Below are 17,338 nucleotides of genomic sequence, written 5' to 3'. Positions count from 1 at the left end.
GCGGTGCGGTCAGGATGTGACATGCTAATGGCGGAGATTGGAACGGGGAGGTTCCGAGCAGGGAGGCTCAGTTGAGAGCATTGACCGCACTTGCGGCGAGCATGGCCTTATGGCTGTGCGGCGCAGGGCATGGCATGGCCGCCACGAAGTTGAACGTCCTGTGCGGCGTCGACGAGGCTTGGTGCGTGACCATGCAGCGGGCTTTCGAAGCGCGGATGGGGGTCGAGATTTCGATGGTTCGCAAGAGCACTGGCGAAATCCTCGATCAGATTCGTGCCGAACGCGCCCATCCGACAGTCGACGTCTGGTGGGGCGGTACAGGCGACACTCATTTGCAGGCGGGTTCGGAAGGCCTTCTGGAAGAGTATCAGCCCGCGCATCAGCAGGATCTGCTGCCATGGGCGCAGAATTTCAATGCGATGTCGGGATCGAAATCGGCCGGAATCTATGCCGGTGCGCTCGGTTTTGCCTATAATTCGGAACTGCTTGCCAAGAACAATCTGCCGGCCCCGACATGCTGGAAGGATCTGGCGAAGGAGATTTATCGCGGCCATATCCAGACCGGCAACCCGAACTATTCGGGCACGGCCTTCACCATGCTTGCTACGCTTGTCCAGCTCTTTGGCGAGGAGGAGGCTTTCAGTTTCATGGGCAAGCTTAACCAGAATGTGGTGAGTTACACCAAGGTCGGCTCGGCGCCCGTAAAGGCGGCGGCGCGGGGGGAGGTTCTGATCGGGATTTCCTTCATGCATGACGCCGTGACACAGAAGATCGAAGGCTTTCCGCTGGTGATCGTCGCCCCTTGCGAGGGAACCGGTTACGAGATCGGGGCGGTCAGCATCGTCAAGGGCAACCACAACGATGCGCTGGCGCAGGCCTTCGTTGAATTCGCGCTGACCCCGGAAGGACAGGCGACCGGGGCAAAGGCGGGGCAGAACCAGGTGCCATCCAACGCCCGAGCGACATTGCCGCTGACGGCGCCCGATATATCGATGATCAAGATGGTGGATTACGACTTCGCCACCTTTGGCCAACCCGAAGAGCGAAGTCGATTGTTAAGCCGCTTCGACAACGAAATTCACCCGACCCAGTAGGGTCAGCAATCCAAGACCGAAAAGACAGACAGCGTGGCAGCACAAGATGCCGCGACCGGCAGCGCCATGTTTGTGGACTGCCGAACCATTCAGACGCAAGCTACAGGAGGATAACCATGCGACTGACGATACTTTCCACATTGCTTTTTGCCGGTACGGCACTCGGCACCACATCGGTGCAGGCGGCAGGCGAGCTTAACCTGATATGCTCTGCCGATGTCGTCATCTGCGAACAGATGAAGGGCGATTTCGAAAAGTCGCATGACATCAAGGTCAATATGGTTCGCCTGTCTTCCGGCGAAACTTATGCCAAGGTGCGTGCGGAAGCCCGCAACCCGAAGACCGATATCTGGTGGGCCGGCACCGGCGATCCGCACATGCAGGCGGCCTCCGAAAACCTGACGCTTGAATACAAGTCGCCGATGCTGGATCAGCTGCAGGACTGGGCCGTCAAACAGGCGGAAAGCACCGGTTACAGAACCGTCGGCGTTTATGCCGGCGCGCTGGGCTGGGGTTACAACACCGAAATCTTCAAATCCAAGGGTTACAAGGAGCCGAAGTGCTGGGCCGATCTGCTGGCACCGGAACTGAAGGGCGAAATCCAGATCGCCAATCCCAACTCTTCTGGCACAGCCTATACGGCGCTTGCCTCGCTCGTGCAGATCATGGGCGAAGACCAGGCGATCGATTATCTGAAGAAGCTCAACGCCAACATCTCGCAATATACCAAGTCCGGCTCCGCGCCGGTGAAGGCGGCAGCGCGTGGCGAGACGGCACTCGGCATCGTCTTCATGCATGATGCCGTGGCGCAGACAGCGGAAGGTTTCCCCGTCAAGTCCATCGCGCCCTGCGAAGGTACCGGCTACGAAATTGGCTCCATGTCGATCATCAAGGGTGCCCGCAACCTCGAAAATGCCAAGACCTGGTACGACTGGGCGCTAAAGCCAGAGGTCCAGTCACGCATGAAGGACGCCAAGTCCTTCCAGCTTCCATCCAACAAGACCGCGGAAGTGCCGAAGGAAGCGCCGAAGTTCGAGGACATCAAGCTCATCGACTACGACTTCAAGACCTATGGCGACCCGGCCAAGCGCAAGGCGCTGCTGGAACGCTGGGACCGCGAGGTCGGTGCAGTCGCAAACTGATCTGAACTCCGGCGATCGGCATCCCGGCTTTTGAAAGCCGGGATGTCCGCCGTTCTTTCATCGGCATGAAATAAGCGAGGTCGGCCATGACACGTGGCAATCGCAGGCTGAACATTGTCCTGGCGCTCGGGGCTTTTGCCCTGGTTTTTCTTCCCTGGTATCGCATTGAAGGCGGCTTCTTCAGCTTCCGCTGGCTGTCTGAGTTTCTCTCTTCCCCCAGCAATGCGCCCGGTGTGCTGCAAATATTGGTTTACGGAAAACCCTGGCTTGCCGGTGCCGGCCTGTTTTTCGTTGCCGGATGCCTTGTCCGCCCGATCGGCGATCCGATGCTGCGGGGCAAGCTGCTTGCGTGGATTGGTGCTGCCGGTCTCGTGGTTCTGATTTTGCAGGGATTGGCGATCGGCTTTACTGGCTGGACATGGAGTTTCAGTGAAAACCTGTTCGGCGTGCTTTCCGATGGCCAGCCCGCCATGGGCGCCGGTGCCGTCGTCATGTCGCTGGTCTTTGTGCTTTTCTTTGCCTTCGGGCTTGCCGAACGCGGCGTGATGAAGGGCGATGCCTTTGTCGTCGGCTCGATTTCCATTCTGGCCTTCCTCGTTACCGTTTTCGTGTTCTATCCGATCGGCAGCATGCTGATCGCATCCGTTCAGGATTTCGATGGCTCCTTCAACGCCGATGGTTTCATCCGCAATATTCAGGATCCCGGCATCTGGAGCCTTGGCTGTGTCACGGGTGAAGAACGCTGCGGCGTTGCCTGGCGAACGCTCTTCCTCGCCTTGATGACCGCCTTCGGCTCCACAGTGCTTGGGTTGGGTTTCGCGCTGGTCGCCACCCGCACCCGTTTTCCGTTCAAGAAGGGCCTGCGCCTTCTGACGGTTCTGCCGATCATAACGCCGCCTTTCGTCATCGGTCTTGCCCTGACGCTGCTCTTTGGCCGCGCCGGTGTCGTCACTGAATGGCTTTCCTATCTCTTCGGCATCGAACCCGGCCGCTGGCTTTACGGCATGACCGGCATATGGATCGCGCAGGTTCTCTCCTTCACGCCGATATCCTTCCTGGTGCTGATCGGTGTCGTCGAAGGTGTCAGCCCGTCGATGGAGGAGGCGTCGCAAACGCTTCGCGCCGACCGCTGGCGCACCTTCTGGCGCGTGTCGCTGCCGCTGATGAAGCCGGGTCTCGCCAATGCGTTTCTCATCGGCTTCATCGAAAGCATGGCGGATTTCGGCAATCCGCTGGTGCTTGGTGGCACGCATGGGGTGCTGTCGACGGAAATCTTCTTTGCCGTCGTCGGTTCGCAGAACGACCCTTCACGCGCCGCTGTTCTCGCCATTATCCTCCTGTGCTTCACGCTTTCGGCCTTCCTCGCCCAGCGTTTCTGGCTGGCCGGCAAGAACTTCGCCACGGTTACCGGCAAGGGCGACAGCGGCGCGCATATCGCGCTGCCACGCGGCCTGTCCATTGGTGTCCATGCCGTCGTCGTGCCGTGGATGGTCTTCACCATCGTCGTGTACGGCATGATCCTCGTCGGCGGTTTCGTGAAGACCTGGGGTCTGGACAATTCGCTGACGCTCGACCACTACATCCGCGCGTTCTCCGTCAGCTTCTCCAACGGCTCGATCGCCTGGACCGGTGTTGCCTGGAACTCGTTCTGGACGACCATGGAGATCGCGCTGGTGTCGGCGCCGCTGACCGCTGCCGTCGGTCTGCTGACGGCCTATATCATCGTGCGGCAGAAGTTTGCCGGTCGGAACATCTTCGAATTTGCCCTGATGATGAGCTTTGCCATTCCCGGAACGGTTATCGGCGTCAGCTACATCATGGCCTTCAACCTTCCGCCGGTGGAAATGACGGGATCGGCGCTGATCCTGATCGCCTGCTTCGTCTTCCGCAACATGCCGGTCGGCGTGCGCGGCGGCATTGCGGCAATGAGCCAACTCGACAAAAGCCTCGATGAGGCCTCGCTGACGCTGCGCGCCGACAGTTTCCGCACGATCAGGAAAGTGATCCTGCCACTGCTCCGCCCGGCGATCACGGCGGCTCTGGTCTACTCCTTCGTCCGAGCGATTACCTCGATCAGCGCCGTCATCTTCCTCGTCAGCGCCCAGTACAACATGGCGACCTCCTATATCGTCGGTCTCGTCGAAAACGGTGAATACGGTGTCGCCATTGCCTATTCCTCCATGCTGATCGTGGTGATGATCACTGTTATCACCGGCTTCCAGCTCATTGTAGGCGAGCGTCGCCTGCGCCGCGAAAACCGCGTCGCGGGACTGCCGTCCGCATCCTCCGTTCCTCTCGCTCAGGAGAAAACCGCATGATTTCCGTAAAGCCCGGCTCCGTCACCTTTCAGAATGTCCGCAAGACATTTGGCGCCTTCACCGCCATCCCCGACCTTTCGCTCACCATCGAACCCGGCACGCTGGTGACACTTCTCGGTCCCTCCGGTTGCGGCAAGACGACGACGCTGCGCATGCTGGCGGGGCTCGAACATCCGACGGCCGGTCGCATTCTGATCGGCGACAAGGATGTGACCATGCTGCCGGCCAATGAGCGCGATGTCTCGATGGTTTTCCAGTCCTATGCCCTGTTCCCCCACATGACGGCGCTCGACAATGTCGCTTATGGCCTGCAATCCTCCGGACTGCGCAAGGCGGAAGCACGGGAGAAGGCCGAGGAAGGTCTGAAGCTCGTGGGGCTGGCCGGCATGGGACATCGTCTGCCTGCCGAGCTTTCCGGTGGTCAGCAGCAGCGCGTGGCGGTTGCCCGTGCTCTGGTGCTGGAGCCGCAGGTGCTGCTGCTCGATGAACCCCTTTCCAACCTCGATGCGCGTCTTCGCCGCCGGGTTCGTACCGAAATCCGGGAATTGCAGCAGCGGCTTGGTTTTACCGCCGTTTATGTGACGCATGATCAGGACGAGGCGCTGGCCGTTTCCGACCGGATCATCGTGATGAAGGAAGGCGAGATCGCCCAGTCAGGCGCGCCGCGGGAACTCTACGAGGCGCCGGCTTCTTCCTTCATCGCCGACTTCATGGGCGAGGCGAATGTCGTCGGCTGCGAGGTGGTCAGCCTTGAGGGCGCCGATGCGTTGATCCGCGTTGGGGGGATCGATCATCGTGTTGCGGCACGCAACGCTAAACCCGGCCCGGCAAAGCTTGCGGTTCGTCCGGGTTCGATTTCCATCGCCCAATCGGGCGGGCAGGGACTTGCCGGGCGGGTGCTGCACAGTGCCTATCTCGGCGGTCACGTCGAATATGAAGTCGAGACCGATATCGGCACGCTCTTCATCATCGACCATGCCGTCGAGACCAGCCTGCCGCCCGAAAGCGATGTAACACTCGGGTTCAAGAACCGTGGCATTGCCTTGATCCAGGCCTGAGTTTCAAAGCGTATCGCGGCGGCCCTCTCAAATGTCCTTTGCGAGACGAAGCGCATCGTAGATCGCCGCATGTGTATTGCGTGCGGCGACCGCATCGCCGATGCGGAACAGCCGGTAGGCACCGCAAGGGTTGCGCTCGACGGTTTGGGCGGAGCCCTCCAGCAAGGCGTCGTAGGATATTTCGCCAAGGTTCTTGGAGCCCGGCTTGAGGTCGAAATAGAGATCGTCCAGCGGCACCGTGCCGTGATTGACGACGATCTGGTCCACGGTCCTTGATTTCGTCACGCCGCCATAATCGCTGCCGATGTGGGCGACGAGCTGGTTGCCGTTTCTTTCCGCCGCTTCCAGCCGATAGGTGACGGTGAAGGTGACGTCGAGTTTTTGCAGTGAGCGCATGTAAGGAACTAGGTTCATCGCCATGACTTCCGGCGCGAAGGCGCGATCCGGGGTCATGATCTCCACTTTTGCGCCCGCCTTTGCGAGAAATTCTGCTGCCTGCAAGCCCGCATGGTCGCCGGCATCGTCGAAAACCAGCACATTCGTTCCCGGCTTGACGTCGCCGGAAATGATATCCCACGAGGAAACGACCAGATCATTGCCGTTTGAAAGCACATCGGTATGCGGCAATCCGCCGGTGGCGATGATGACGACATCTGGGCTCTCCGAGAGAACCGTGTCCGCTTCCGCCCAGCTGTTGAAGTGAAAGGTAACGCCGAGCCTTTCGCACTGGCTCATGCGCCAGTCGATAATGCTGATCATTTCGCGGCGGCGTTCGCTTTGCGCGGTCAGGCGGATCTGGCCGCCCGGATCGTTTGCGGCCTCGAAGACGACGACCTCATGGCCGCGTTCGGCACAGACTCGCGCGGCCTCAAGCCCGGCCGGACCGGCGCCGACGATCACGACCTTCAGGCTTTCCGTCGCCTTGGTAATTTCGTGCGGCATCGTTTCTTCGCGGCCTGTCGCCGGATTGTGAATGCAGAATGCGAGGCCGCCCTGATAGATGCGGTCGAGACAGTAATTGGCGCCAACGCAAGGCCTGATATCGTCCTCCCGCTTTTCCATGATCTTGCGCACGATATGCGGGTCCGTCATGTGGGCGCGGGTCATGCCGACCATATCGACCTTGCCGGAAGCGATGGCGTATCTGGCGGTGGCGACATCCTGGATCTTGGCGGCGTGGAAGGTTGGGAAACGGGTTGCCGCGCGGATTTCGCCCGCGAAGTCCAGATGCGGCGCGTTCGCCATGCCCTGAATGGGAATGACGTCGGTCAGGCCGGGATCGGTGTCGATATGGCCCCTGATAACGTTGAGATAGTCGATCAGGCCGCTATCCCGCAACCGGCGCGAGATTTCGAGGCCTTCCGCCTTTCCGGTGCCGCCTTCAAGACATTCGTCGGCGGTATAGCGAACCCCGAGGATGAAATCGTCGCCGACACGTTCGCGCATCGCCCTGAAGACGTCGAAACAGAAACGCATGCGGTTGTCCAGCGAGCCGCCATAGGGGCCATCCAGCTCGTTGGTTAGCGGCGAGACGAACTGGTCGATGAGATGGCCATAGGCTTCAAGCTCCACCCCGTCCATGCCGCCCGCCTTCATGCGTTCCGCAGCGTCGGCGAAGTCCTTGATGATGCGCTCGATATCCCAATCCTCGATCTTCTTCGGGAAAGCGCGATGCGCGGCTTCCCGCTGGTGGGATGGTGCCAGCACCGGCAGCCAGTCGCCCTTGTCCCAGCGCGTGCGGCGGCCGAGATGCGTCAGCTGGATCATGATCGCTGCACCCTCTTCATGCACGGCGTCGGTCATTTCCCTGATCCACGGAACGATTTCATCCTTGTAGGCCAAGAGGTTGTTGAAGACGGGCGGGCTGTCTTTCGAGACGGCTGCGGAGCCTGCCGTCATCGTCATGGCGACGCCGCCCTTTGCCCGCTCGAGCGTATAGGCGCGGTAGCGCCCTTTCGGCATGCCGTCCTCCGGATAGGCGGGTTCATGCGAGGTAACGATGATGCGGTTTCGCAGGGTGAGATGCTTTAGCTGGTAGGGCTGAAGAAGAGGGTCATTCGACATGGCGACCGGGCTCCGAGAACGTCTATCGGAGAAGGCTAAGCGGGAATGTACATAGGTGTCAATTAATAAAACACTTGTGTTTATGCATTCGACATGAGTGGACATTCGCCTTGTCGCGACCAGACCGATTTGCTAGGAAATCATCATGGAAGCGACATTGAACGAGACCGGTTGGCGCGGATCGCAGGAGGGCTGGCTTGAGGCCGCCTACCAGGCACTTCTCGAATCCGGCGTGGATTCCGTGAAAATCCTGCCGTTGGCGAAAAAACTCGGTCTGTCGCGCACGAGTTTCTACTGGTTCTTCCGGGATCGGGAGGAGTTGCTGGCCGCACTCGTCTCCCGCTGGCGCGAAAAGAATACCGGCAGCATCGTCAGGCAGTCGGAGGCCTATGCGGAGACCCTGGCCGAAGCGATGCTGAATGTCTTCGATTGCTGGCTGGATGCTGGCCTCTTCGACAACAGGTTCGAATTTGCGGTTCGCAGTTGGGCTCTTCAGTCCGATGATATTCTTGCCGAGGTGCGTAAGGCCGATCAGACGAGAATGGATGCACTTTCGCGCATGTTCATGCGGTTTGGCCATTCGGAAAATATGGCGGATGTGCGTGCCCGCACCACCTATCTCGTGCAGATCGGCTATATCTCCATGCAGTCGGAGGAAGATATGGCCGTGCGCATGAAAAGGATCCCGGACTATATTGCGATCTACACCGGTGAGGTGCCGAAGCAGCGCGAGCTTGACCGGTTTTATGCAAGACATGGGTACAGGCCGGGATAAGGCATCCAAGGTGTGACGGTCGATTTGCGTCTGGCAGGAGGGTGAGAGAAGGATAGTCCGGCTCCTTGCCTGCAATGTAGCTGTAACATTCACCGACCAGTGGTGAGGACGGCAAGCATTCACCTTTGGGGAAAAGTCATTGCGGATCCTGCTTCTCGAGGATGAACCTGAAATGGCGCGGGCCCTGCTCGAAGCCCTGCGACGGCGTGATGTGCTTGCGGATCATGTCAGGACGATTGCCGATGCCGACGCGCTGGCGCGTGACGGGTCTTACGATGTGCTGGTTCTGGATCGTCGCCTTCCGGATGGTGAAGGGTTGAACCTTGTGTCTTCGCTTCGCAAAGCCAGGCATTCGGTGCCGATCCTCGTTCTGACGGCGCTCGGAAGTGTCGATCACCGCGTTGACGGTCTTGACGCCGGAGCGGATGATTACCTCGCCAAGCCCTTTGCGATCGAGGAATTGCTTGCCCGCCTTCGGGCGCTGCACAGGCGCGGCCCTTCGCTTTCCAGCCAATATGTGAGCTTCGGAAATCTGAGCATTGATCCGAAGAGCAATGAAGTCACGGTTGCCGGTGCCATCATCGAGTTTCGGCGGCGGGAATATCTGGCGCTCGAGGCTCTGATGCGACGCCCGAACCGCATCGTGACGCGTTCCAATCTGGTCGAAGCGGTTTACAACCTGGATGATGAGATCGAATCCAACGCTCTCGACGCCCATATCTCCCGCATCAGGAAGAAGCTCGCGCAGGCCGAAGCCACCGTCGAGATAAGAGCCGTGCGAAACATCGGCTATCTCATCCGAGCGAACACATGAAGCAGGAGCGCAACCGATCCCTGCGGTGGGCGCTGATGAAGCGTCTTTTCGCCTTGCAGGCGTTCTTGCTCGTTCTGTTTGTCATCCTCCTCGTCGGCTGGATCTGGATCATTGATCCACGGCTGGAGGGCGCCAATGAAGAGGCTGTCCGCATCGTTGCGGAAAGCGTGACAAAGGATGGGCAGGGCCGGGCGCAAGTTCTGCCCACGCCCGGATTGGTCGAGCTGAAACAGCGCTATCCGAATCTTTGGTTCTTGGTGCGGGACGCCGATGAAATCGTCCTGCGATATGGAGAAATCCCAGTACCGGCTTTGGCGGCAGTTTTTCCGTCAAGCATCGAAAGGGCGCGTCTGGAAGCGGGGGAAACAGTCCGGGCCACCATGGAAAACCGTAATACGCCTGCCGGGCGGCTGCAATTCATTGCCGGGACGGAAAAAGGCATCCCGAATGACGGCCTCAGCCTATGGATCAGTATGCAGTTAGATCTGGAAAAAGATGCCAACGGCGAGATCCGCTGGCTTACTGTCTTGCCGGGTGTGGGCTTCGTCATTCTTATCGCCGTCGTGCCCATGCTGATCCTGACTGGTATCGCGACATTGATCGTGACCCCGAGGGCGGTCGGCCGTTCACTTGGCGGCCTGATGGAAACGGTCAGCCAGGCGCAATCCATCAATTTCGAGAACCGGTCTGCCCGTATCAATCGTTCCAAGGTGCCCAGCGAAATCATTCCCCTGGTAAATGCCTTCAACGTCGCGCTCTCCAAGCTGGATGAGGGATATAATCGCCGTAACCGTTTCCTCGCCGATGCCGCGCATGAGTTGAGAACGCCGATCGCAATCGCGCGGATCAGGGCCGATCTTTTGCCCGATGACGCGCTGAGCCGACAACTCCGGGCCGATATCGATCGCCTCACACGCGTTGCGCACCAGTTGCTGGAGATGCAGGCAGTCGGCGTGGTGGAATTACCCGCCGAGCGGCAGGACCTGAACATCCTTGTCGAGCGCATCGCGACCGATCTCGCGCCGATTGCGATGGATGCCGGTTACGAGTTCGATTTCGAGCCAAGTGAAGGAGAGGCCGTATTCACGGTCCAGACTTCGATCATCGAGATGGCGGTCGTCAATCTCGTTCGCAACGCAATCGATCATGGCGGCGGCAAGGGTGCTATCACGATCCGGGTCGGTGCTGCGGGCTTCATTGACGTTTGCGATGAAGGCCCTGGCATACCCGTCTCGGAGCGCGAGCAGGTATTCGAGCCGTTTCACCGCGTCAATACGAACTCGCCAGGAGCCGGCCTCGGGTTGAACCTAGTCCAGAAGGCGGCAGAGATCCATTGCGGACGCGTTGTCTTCCTCGACCTCAATCCCGGGTTTTGCGTCCGGCTGGAAATTCGCTCGGTGGCTTCTAAAGATGCTGCGGCTGACACTGTCTAGCTGACGGGATTTTAAGCGATCAGGCATGTTTCCCCGGCCTTACCACCACCAAGTTCAAGGATGGAAACGGCGTCACCGGTCCCGACGGCTGGAAACAGGGCTATCGTTGGCGCTGGCGTCGAACGGAGCTTCGGCGGCGGCCTGTCGGCCAAGTTTGGCGAGCGGCAGGTCGACGACCGATCTAAATGATCACGTCATCAAGGCTGGCCTGAACTACCGCGTCTGACCGGCCCATCCGATGAGAAATCCCAGGGAGAACGTTCCAACGAAAACCGCCGCTTCGAGCATCAAAGCGGCGGTCAAAAATCTGGGAGGGCGGAGTTTGAAATCCGGAAACGATCACTCGCATTCGAGCGCCGGTTGCCGGAAGCTCGTGACATACCATTCGCCGCCGGAATTGCGTGTGTAGAAAGTATAGAAGCAGTCTATGCGCTCGACATAACCCGGCGTCTCGGACACTTCGTAACGCTCTCCGCGCCGTGTTGTCCGCACTTCGCCACTCGATGATCCGGCGACAGCCTGTGTCTTGTTCTTCCGCCACTGGTAGGCCTGCTGTCCACCGCCAAGGCTATAGATATTGTCCGGCGGCCCATAGTCCAGCATCACGCTGGTGATGGGTGCGCCGATGTAGCTTTTCATGACTGTCGAGGCGCAGGCCGAAACCAGGATCGATGCTGTGGCAAGGGCGAGCGTTGTCAGGTAGGCGGGTGACAATCTCTCGGACATGGGCAATTTTCCTCCGCTGTGGTGAGTTGCCACAGGGATAGGAACCAGCCATTACAAGTACATTGCACGCGAAGGTCGTGACGGGTCAGCGGATCCTTGGGGGATCAGAGACCGGCAATGTTGCGGCCGATGTGGCGCAGGATGCTTTTGAAAAGTTTCACTTCGGCCGGGTCAAGGCCTTCGATCGCGGTCTTTTCGAACATGGCGGCGATCGGCATCAGTTCCTCGGCAAGTTCTTCACCCTTTGGCGTCAGCGTGATGCGCACGATCCGCGCATTGTCGACCGGTCGCTCGCGGCTGACGAGGTTGCGTCTGACGAGCAAGCCAACAAGCCGGGAGAGCGTGGAAATCTCCACCGACACGAGGTCTGAAAGCTCGGTCAGCGTTTTGCTTTCCTGTTGTCTCAGCGTTGCCAGCACACGATACATCGGCAGGGTGATGTCATAGGATGCCAGCCTCAGTGAGAAGCGCTCTCCAAGCCGAACACCTACCCAGTTGAGCAGGTAGGGTACCGAGTCGGTGAACTGATAAGACACAAGCAAAACCCCGTTTTGAGAACCACGTGCGCGGGTGACGTGGCGCACCCATCGGCTGTACCGGCATAATCTATCAGTTTCAATAGTTTCGCTCCAGAAGACCGGGGACGGCGAGGCCATATCGCAGCTTCCCCCGCCATAAAACATTTGCATTGACAAATGTTGCAAATGAAAATATTTAGGAATGCAGGATTTGGGAGGATCTTATGACATCAGCACTGTTTGGCCTGAACAATCTTGCGCCTGAAGGCGTCGGCCAGAATTTCCGCACGACGATGCGCCGTTTTCCGGCGACCGTGACGGTCATTACTGCCTGTGCCACGGGTGATCAGCGCGATCACGGCATGACGGTTACCGCCGTCACCTCGGTTTCGATGGAGCCGCCCTCTCTTCTGGTTTGCCTGAACAACCGCACGTTTCTGCACGAATTGCTGCTCTGCCGGCCCGATTTCATCGTGAATGTGCTGACGCAGGACCAGATTGCCTTGTCTGATGCTTTCAGCGGCAAGGTTTCGCCGGAGGAGCGTTTCCGCAACGGCGAGTGGCAGCGTCATGACAACGGTGTTCTTTATCTGCCCACGGCCCATGCCGCCATCGCCTGCCGCCGTGTCGCGGCAATGCCATATGGAACGCATACGGTGTTTATCGGACAGGTGGTGTCGGCCGATGTAAGCGAGACGACACGACCGCTGCTTTACGAAAATGCCCAATATTGCGCCGCAAGCCCGGCAGGCCTGTCCGCCTGATATTTCCCGGCTAGACTATTCTCGGAGGAGACAATCATGAACGATATGAGCCATGCGCCACAGCCGGCGCAAACGAACCCGCACGTCCGCCTCGTCGGTCGCGTTGCCGGTGTAGCGGATCTTTTCCGGTCCAGCGCCCGACAAACAGAGGAGGCGCGCCGCGTTCCCGCCAGTCATATCGCGGCGCTGCGCGGCATCGGCTATTTCGATGTCGTCAAACCGCGGGCCTTCGGCGGGCATGGCGGTGAATTTGCCGAGCTTGTCGAAGCCAATATCGAGCTTTCGGCGGCCTGCGCGTCGACAGGCTGGGTTGCCGGCCTGCTTTCCGCCCATCAATGGCTGCTGGCGATGTTTCCAGAGGAGGCGCAGGCGGATGTCTGGCGCGAAAACTCTGACGCGCTTCTGTGTGGTTCCTATGCGCCGGTAAAGATGGCGGAGGCCGCTGACGGCGGTTACCGCCTGAGCGGCAAATGGGCCTTTGCCTCGGGCTGCGAGAATGCCCAATGGTCTCTCTGCGCCGCCATCCTGCCGCCGCAGGGCGAAGGCAGGCCGGTTCCGGCCTTCCTTCTCGTGCCTGCAAGCCAATATGCCATTGAAGACACGTGGCATGTGGTCGGACTGGCCGGCACGGGTTCCAAGACGCTGGTTCTCGATGATGTCTTTGTTCCCAAACATCGGGTTCTGACCTTTCCGGACGCGACCAGCGGCCACACGCCGGGCGGGCGGTTTTATGCGCAGGAAGGTCTCTTCAACATGCCGCTTCTTACCGGCATTCCTTCCTGTCTCGCCTCGACTGGCGTCGGCGCAGCCAAGGGTGCCCTGGCAGCCTATGTCGATCATGTCGGTGGCCGGGTGACCCGCGGTGCGGTGGCGGGCGGCAATAACCGCATGGCGGAATTTCCAACCATCCAGCTGCGTGTCGCGGAAGCCGCTGCGAGCGTGGATGCCGCTTGTGAAATCCTGTTGCGCGACGTTGCGCGGGCTCAGGCACTCTCACAGGCAAGGCTTGAAGGGCGGGCGGAATTTTCGGTGGACGACCGGCTATTGAGCCGTCGCGGCCAGTCCTTTTCGGTCTCTCTGGCGCTGCGCGCCGTGCAGGCACTCAACGATTCCACCGGCGGTGTCGGGCTCGATCTTTCCAATCCGGTCCAGCGGGCCTGGCGGGATGCGAATGCGGTGGGCCGCCATATCAGCATGAACTGGGATGCCGTGGGCACCATGATCGGCCAGAGCATGCTCGGCCTGGAACCCAAGGGCCAATATTGACCGCACACGTGGCGGCAACTGAACAGCGATTTTCGGAGGAAATAACATGCAAGGCAAGGTCGCTCTCGAAGAGCATTTCGCAATCCCGGAAACACTTCAGGATTCGGCCGGGTTCGTGCCCGGTGATTACTGGAAGGAACTGCAGCATCGCCTACTCGACATTCAGGATACGCGCCTGAAGCTGATGGATGCGCATGGCATCGAAACCATGATCCTGTCGTTGAATGCGCCGGCGGTGCAGGCTATTCCCGACAAGAAGAAGGCGATCGAGATTGCGCGCCGCGCCAATGACGTCCTGGCTGAAGAATGCGCCAAGCGGCCGGACCGCTTCCTCGCCTTCGCAGCCCTGCCGTTGCAGGACCCGGATGCGGCGACCGAGGAGCTTCAGCGTTGCGTCAACGATCTCGGTTTCGTCGGCGCGCTCGTCAACGGCTTCAGCCAGGAGGGCGATGGCCAGACACCGCTTTATTACGACCTGCCGCAATATCGTCCATTCTGGGGCGAGGTGGAAAAGCTTGATGTGCCTTTCTATCTGCATCCGCGCAATCCGCTACCGCAGGATTCCCGCATCTATGACGGCCACCCCTGGCTGCTTGGCCCCACCTGGGCGTTTGCGCAGGAAACGGCGGTTCACGCGCTGCGCCTCATGGCATCAGGCCTGTTCGACGAGCATCCGCGCCTCAACATCATTCTTGGCCATATGGGCGAGGGCCTGCCCTACATGATGTGGCGCATCGACCACCGCAATGCCTGGGTGAAGCTGCCGCCGCGCTATCCGGCCAACCGCCGTTTCATGGATTATTTCAACGAGAATTTCCACATCACCACCTCTGGCAATTTCCGCACCCAGACCCTGATCGATGCCATTCTGGAAATCGGTGCCGACCGCATCCTATTCTCCACCGACTGGCCCTTCGAGAACATCGATCATGCCTCCGACTGGTTCAATGCGACGAGCATTGCCGAGGCCGACCGGGTAAAGATCGGCCGCACCAATGCGCGCCGCCTGTTCAAGCTCGACGGAGCCTGAGCCATGCAGCCGTTCGTCTATACGACGGCCCCGGCCCGCATCGTCTTTGGCACGGGTAGCTCCGTGGGGGTGGCGGAGGAAATCCGTCGCCTCGGGCTGTCACGGGCGTTGGTGCTTTCCACACCCCACCAGAAGGGCGATGCGGAGGCTTTGGCCGCCCGGCTTGGCCCATTGGCTGCCGGTGTTTTTTCCGATGCGGCCATGCATACGCCGGTCGAGGTGACGAAAAGGGCGGTCGAGGCCTATCGCGCTGCCGGTGCCGATTGCGTCGTATCGCTCGGCGGCGGCTCTACCACCGGTCTTGGAAAGGCCATTGCCTTGCGCACCGATGCGCCCCAGATCGTCATTCCAACGACCTATGCCGGCTCTGAGGTGACGCCCATTCTTGGCCAGACGGAAAATGGAGTGAAGACCACCCTGCGCGGTCCGGAAATCCTGCCGGAAGTGGTGATTTACGACGCCGAGCTGACACTTGGATTACCGGTTGGTATCAGCATGACCAGCGGGCTAAACGCCATGGCCCACGCGGCAGAGGCGCTTTATGCTCGGGATCGCAATCCGATCGCCAGTATGATGGCGGTGGAAGGGTTGCGGGCGATGATCGAGGCGCTTCCCGGTGTGAGGATGGAGCCGCAAGATACCAAGGCGCGCGAAACGGCACTTTACGGCGCGTGGCTGTGTGGCACGGTGCTTGGCGCTGTTGGCATGTCGCTGCATCACAAGCTTTGCCATACGCTGGGCGGCAGTCTGGACCTGCCGCATGCGGAAACCCATGCGGTGCTTCTGCCGTACACCATCGCTTATGTGGAACAGGCGGTGCCGGATCAGCTTGCGCCGCTGGCCGCACTTGTCGGTGGCAGGGCAGGGACGGGTCTTTACGATTTTGCCGCCCGGCTGGGCGCGCCGGCAAGCCTTGCAGCACTCGGTGTTGGCGGGGAAGATCTCGACGCTATGGCCGAGCTTGCGACCGCCAATCCTTACTGGTGCCCGCGGCCAGTTGAAAAAACCGCGATCCGCGCCCTGTTGCAACGCGCCTTCGAGGGCGCAAGGCCGGAGTGATCCGGCAAGCAGGGAGCGGCAATGATGGGAGGAGGACATTATGGACATGAAAACAACCGGTGACGACGGCTATTTCGTCGAGGAACGTTCGGCCGAAACCGTGATTGCCCGTATGCGCGATTGTGACGATCCGCGTCTCAAGGAGATCATGGCGGTCGTCACCCGCAAGCTTCACGAGGCGGTGAAAGAGATTGAGCCGACTGAAGAGGAATGGATGAAGGCGATCCATTTTCTGACCGAGGTCGGCCAGATCTGCAATGAATGGCGGCAGGAGTGGATCCTTTTTTCCGATATTCTCGGCGTTTCCATGCTGGTCGATGCGATCAACCACCGCAAGCCGAGCGGCGCGTCGGAATCCACCGTTCTCGGGCCTTTTCATGTGGCCGATGCGCCTGAGATGCCGATGGGCGCCAATATCTGCCTCGACGGCAAGGGCGAGGAGATGCTGGTAACCGGCCGCATTCTCGACACCGACGGAGTGCCGGTCGCAGGCGCCCGCATTGACGTCTGGCAGGCCAATGACGAAGGTTTCTACGACGTGCAGCAGAAGGGCATTCAGCCCGATTTCAACCTGCGTGGCGTATTCGTCACCGGTGAGGACGGACGCTACTGGTTCCGGGCGGCGAAGCCGAAATATTACCCGATACCGGATGATGGCCCCGTGGGGCAGCTTCTGCGGGCCATGGGGCGTCATCCCTACCGACCAGCGCATCTGCACTACATCGTTTCGGCAGAAGGCTTCACCACGCTCGTCACGCATATTTTCGACCCTGATGATCCTTACATTCGTTCGGATGCGGTTTTCGGTGTGAAGGAAAGCCTGCTGGCCGATTTTCAGCGGGTGGAGGATGCGCAGAGGGCGCAGGAGCTGGGGTTCGCCAACGGCTGGTTCTGGTCGGTGGACCACGATTTCGTGCTCGCCCGATGACCCGCGGTAGCGACCGTCCCCGGCTCTATGTGCGTTTTGCTGAAAGTGATCCCGCTGCCGCTGAGCAAAGGTTGGCGCAGATGAGTGCCCACAAGGCTCATTTACGCAACGAAGATGGCGTTCCGGAAGGATTCAGAATTCTCGCATCCGGCCCGATGCAGGCGGAAAGCGGAGGGTCTGCCGCGGCCCTCATCATTGCTGAAGCCCGCTGTATCGAGGACGTCATGGCTTTTAGCGACGCCGACCCTTTTGTCATTCACGGCGTCTATAACCGCATTCGTATTTTGAACTGGACGCCGACTTTGTCGAGGATTTCGGGGCTGCAAGGCGACTGAAAACCACGCCTGCA

At 59.8% G+C, this 17,338-nt stretch carries 16 protein-coding genes and 1 pseudogene; 14 read left to right on the top strand and 3 right to left on the bottom strand.

All coding sequences use genetic code 11. The features are described from left to right. The first annotated feature begins 101 nt into the window (after positions 1–101). The 4 genes from RBH71_RS24735 (at position 102) to RBH71_RS24720 (ending at position 5,612) form a co-directional block, all read left to right on the top strand. Positions 102–1,094 (top strand): ABC transporter substrate-binding protein, encoded by a 993-nt coding sequence (locus tag RBH71_RS24735; protein WP_035251897.1) that lies wholly within the window; start codon positions 102–104, stop codon positions 1,092–1,094. 116 nt (positions 1,095–1,210) lie between these two features. After that, positions 1,211–2,236, top strand: a complete 1,026-nt coding sequence (locus RBH71_RS24730) for an ABC transporter substrate-binding protein (RefSeq protein WP_003514162.1) — start codon at positions 1,211–1,213, stop codon at positions 2,234–2,236. An 86-nt stretch (positions 2,237–2,322) separates the two neighbouring features. Next, positions 2,323–4,554, top strand: coding sequence for an ABC transporter permease (locus tag RBH71_RS24725; protein ID WP_003514160.1), 2,232 nt, complete (start codon positions 2,323–2,325; stop codon positions 4,552–4,554). Further along, a complete protein-coding gene (locus tag RBH71_RS24720) occupies positions 4,551–5,612 on the top strand; it encodes an ABC transporter ATP-binding protein (RefSeq protein WP_003514159.1) in 1,062 nt (353 codons plus the stop codon). The genes RBH71_RS24725 and RBH71_RS24720 overlap by 4 nt, the downstream gene beginning before the upstream one ends. 27 nt (positions 5,613–5,639) lie before the next feature. On the opposite strand, the gene RBH71_RS24715 is transcribed toward RBH71_RS24720, so the two are convergent. Further along, positions 5,640–7,676 (bottom strand): NADH:flavin oxidoreductase, encoded by a 2,037-nt coding sequence (locus RBH71_RS24715; RefSeq protein WP_003514157.1) that lies wholly within the window; start codon positions 7,674–7,676, stop codon positions 5,640–5,642. Positions 7,677–7,821: 145 nt separating this feature from the next. Between RBH71_RS24715 and RBH71_RS24710 the strand changes: the two genes are divergently transcribed. From RBH71_RS24710 to RBH71_RS24695, 4 genes and pseudogenes are all read left to right on the top strand, one after another. Further along, a complete protein-coding gene (locus RBH71_RS24710; RefSeq protein ID WP_003514156.1) occupies positions 7,822–8,451 on the top strand; it encodes a TetR/AcrR family transcriptional regulator in 630 nt (209 codons plus the stop codon). Positions 8,452–8,590: 139 nt separating this feature from the next. Continuing rightward, the gene (locus tag RBH71_RS24705) at positions 8,591–9,265 is read left to right on the top strand and encodes a response regulator transcription factor (protein ID WP_003514154.1); all 675 of its coding nucleotides are present in this window, start codon (positions 8,591–8,593) and stop codon (positions 9,263–9,265) included. A gap of 35 nt (positions 9,266–9,300) precedes the next feature. Next, positions 9,301–10,698, top strand: a complete 1,398-nt coding sequence (locus RBH71_RS24700) for a sensor histidine kinase (protein WP_233283629.1) — start codon at positions 9,301–9,303, stop codon at positions 10,696–10,698. Positions 10,699–10,703: 5 nt separating this feature from the next. Next, a pseudogene (locus RBH71_RS24695) lies at positions 10,704–10,924 on the top strand (porin family protein); the annotation flags it as partial. Between the two features lie 113 nt (positions 10,925–11,037). Here RBH71_RS24695 and RBH71_RS24690 read toward each other — a convergent pair. Further along, on the bottom strand, positions 11,038–11,424 hold the full coding sequence (locus RBH71_RS24690) for a hypothetical protein (RefSeq protein ID WP_003514150.1): 387 nt from the start codon (positions 11,422–11,424) through the stop codon (positions 11,038–11,040). Between the two features lie 104 nt (positions 11,425–11,528). Beyond that, entirely contained in the window at positions 11,529–11,960 is a 432-nt protein-coding gene (locus RBH71_RS24685) for a MarR family winged helix-turn-helix transcriptional regulator (RefSeq protein WP_025594436.1), read from the bottom strand. A gap of 206 nt (positions 11,961–12,166) precedes the next feature. On the opposite strand from RBH71_RS24685, the gene graD reads away from it, so the two are divergent. Genes graD through RBH71_RS24655 form a run of 6 tightly spaced genes read left to right on the top strand, consistent with a single transcriptional unit; the run spans position 12,167 to position 17,324 of the window. Beyond that, positions 12,167–12,706: an FADH(2)-dependent resorcinol hydroxylase reductase component gene (graD, locus tag RBH71_RS24680; RefSeq protein WP_003514147.1), complete on the top strand. Its 540-nt coding sequence runs from the start codon at positions 12,167–12,169 to the stop codon at positions 12,704–12,706. 36 nt (positions 12,707–12,742) lie between these two features. Further along, positions 12,743–13,972 carry an FADH(2)-dependent resorcinol hydroxylase oxygenase component gene (gene graA, locus RBH71_RS24675; RefSeq protein ID WP_003514145.1) on the top strand — a complete coding sequence of 410 codons (1,230 nt, stop codon included), beginning with the start codon at positions 12,743–12,745 and terminating at the stop codon, positions 13,970–13,972. 46 nt (positions 13,973–14,018) lie between these two features. After that, positions 14,019–15,002, top strand: a complete 984-nt coding sequence (gene tsdA / locus RBH71_RS24670; RefSeq protein ID WP_323687537.1) for a gamma-resorcylate decarboxylase — start codon at positions 14,019–14,021, stop codon at positions 15,000–15,002. Positions 15,003–15,005: 3 nt separating this feature from the next. Beyond that, positions 15,006–16,061: a maleylacetate reductase gene (graC, locus tag RBH71_RS24665; protein WP_003514142.1), complete on the top strand. Its 1,056-nt coding sequence runs from the start codon at positions 15,006–15,008 to the stop codon at positions 16,059–16,061. Between the two features lie 40 nt (positions 16,062–16,101). Continuing rightward, positions 16,102–16,989 carry a hydroxyquinol 1,2-dioxygenase gene (gene graB, locus RBH71_RS24660; RefSeq protein WP_003514140.1) on the top strand — a complete coding sequence of 296 codons (888 nt, stop codon included), beginning with the start codon at positions 16,102–16,104 and terminating at the stop codon, positions 16,987–16,989. After that, positions 16,986–17,324 carry a YciI family protein gene (locus RBH71_RS24655; protein WP_003514138.1) on the top strand — a complete coding sequence of 113 codons (339 nt, stop codon included), beginning with the start codon at positions 16,986–16,988 and terminating at the stop codon, positions 17,322–17,324. Before graB ends, RBH71_RS24655 begins: the two co-directional genes overlap by 4 nt. Positions 17,325–17,338: the final 14 nt, after the last annotated feature.

Source organism: Rhizobium sp. AN68 (genome assembly GCF_030758035.1).
Classification (GTDB): Bacteria; Pseudomonadota; Alphaproteobacteria; order Rhizobiales; family Rhizobiaceae; genus Agrobacterium; species Agrobacterium tumefaciens.
Note: the sequence above shows the minus strand (reverse complement) of the source record. Positions and strands in the feature narration are given on the sequence as shown.

Excerpts from the sequence above, each read along its gene's own strand:
- RBH71_RS24690 (WP_003514150.1), bottom strand. The coding sequence starts at position 11,424 with ATGTCCGAGAGATTGTCACCCGCCTACCTGACAACGCTCGCCCTTGCC.
- graC (WP_003514142.1), top strand. The coding sequence starts at position 15,006 with ATGCAGCCGTTCGTCTATACGACGGCCCCGGCCCGCATCGTCTTTGGC.
- RBH71_RS24715 (WP_003514157.1), bottom strand. The coding sequence starts at position 7,676 with ATGTCGAATGACCCTCTTCTTCAGCCCTACCAGCTAAAGCATCTCACC.
- graB (WP_003514140.1), top strand. The coding sequence starts at position 16,102 with ATGGACATGAAAACAACCGGTGACGACGGCTATTTCGTCGAGGAACGT.
- RBH71_RS24700 (WP_233283629.1), top strand. The coding sequence starts at position 9,301 with ATGAAGCGTCTTTTCGCCTTGCAGGCGTTCTTGCTCGTTCTGTTTGTC.
- RBH71_RS24725 (WP_003514160.1), top strand. The coding sequence starts at position 2,323 with ATGACACGTGGCAATCGCAGGCTGAACATTGTCCTGGCGCTCGGGGCT.
- RBH71_RS24720 (WP_003514159.1), top strand. The coding sequence starts at position 4,551 with ATGATTTCCGTAAAGCCCGGCTCCGTCACCTTTCAGAATGTCCGCAAG.
- graA (WP_003514145.1), top strand. The coding sequence starts at position 12,743 with ATGAACGATATGAGCCATGCGCCACAGCCGGCGCAAACGAACCCGCAC.
- graD (WP_003514147.1), top strand. The coding sequence starts at position 12,167 with ATGACATCAGCACTGTTTGGCCTGAACAATCTTGCGCCTGAAGGCGTC.
- RBH71_RS24655 (WP_003514138.1), top strand. The coding sequence starts at position 16,986 with ATGACCCGCGGTAGCGACCGTCCCCGGCTCTATGTGCGTTTTGCTGAA.
- RBH71_RS24730 (WP_003514162.1), top strand. The coding sequence starts at position 1,211 with ATGCGACTGACGATACTTTCCACATTGCTTTTTGCCGGTACGGCACTC.
- RBH71_RS24735 (WP_035251897.1), top strand. The coding sequence starts at position 102 with ATGGCCTTATGGCTGTGCGGCGCAGGGCATGGCATGGCCGCCACGAAG.
- RBH71_RS24710 (WP_003514156.1), top strand. The coding sequence starts at position 7,822 with ATGGAAGCGACATTGAACGAGACCGGTTGGCGCGGATCGCAGGAGGGC.
- tsdA (WP_323687537.1), top strand. The coding sequence starts at position 14,019 with ATGCAAGGCAAGGTCGCTCTCGAAGAGCATTTCGCAATCCCGGAAACA.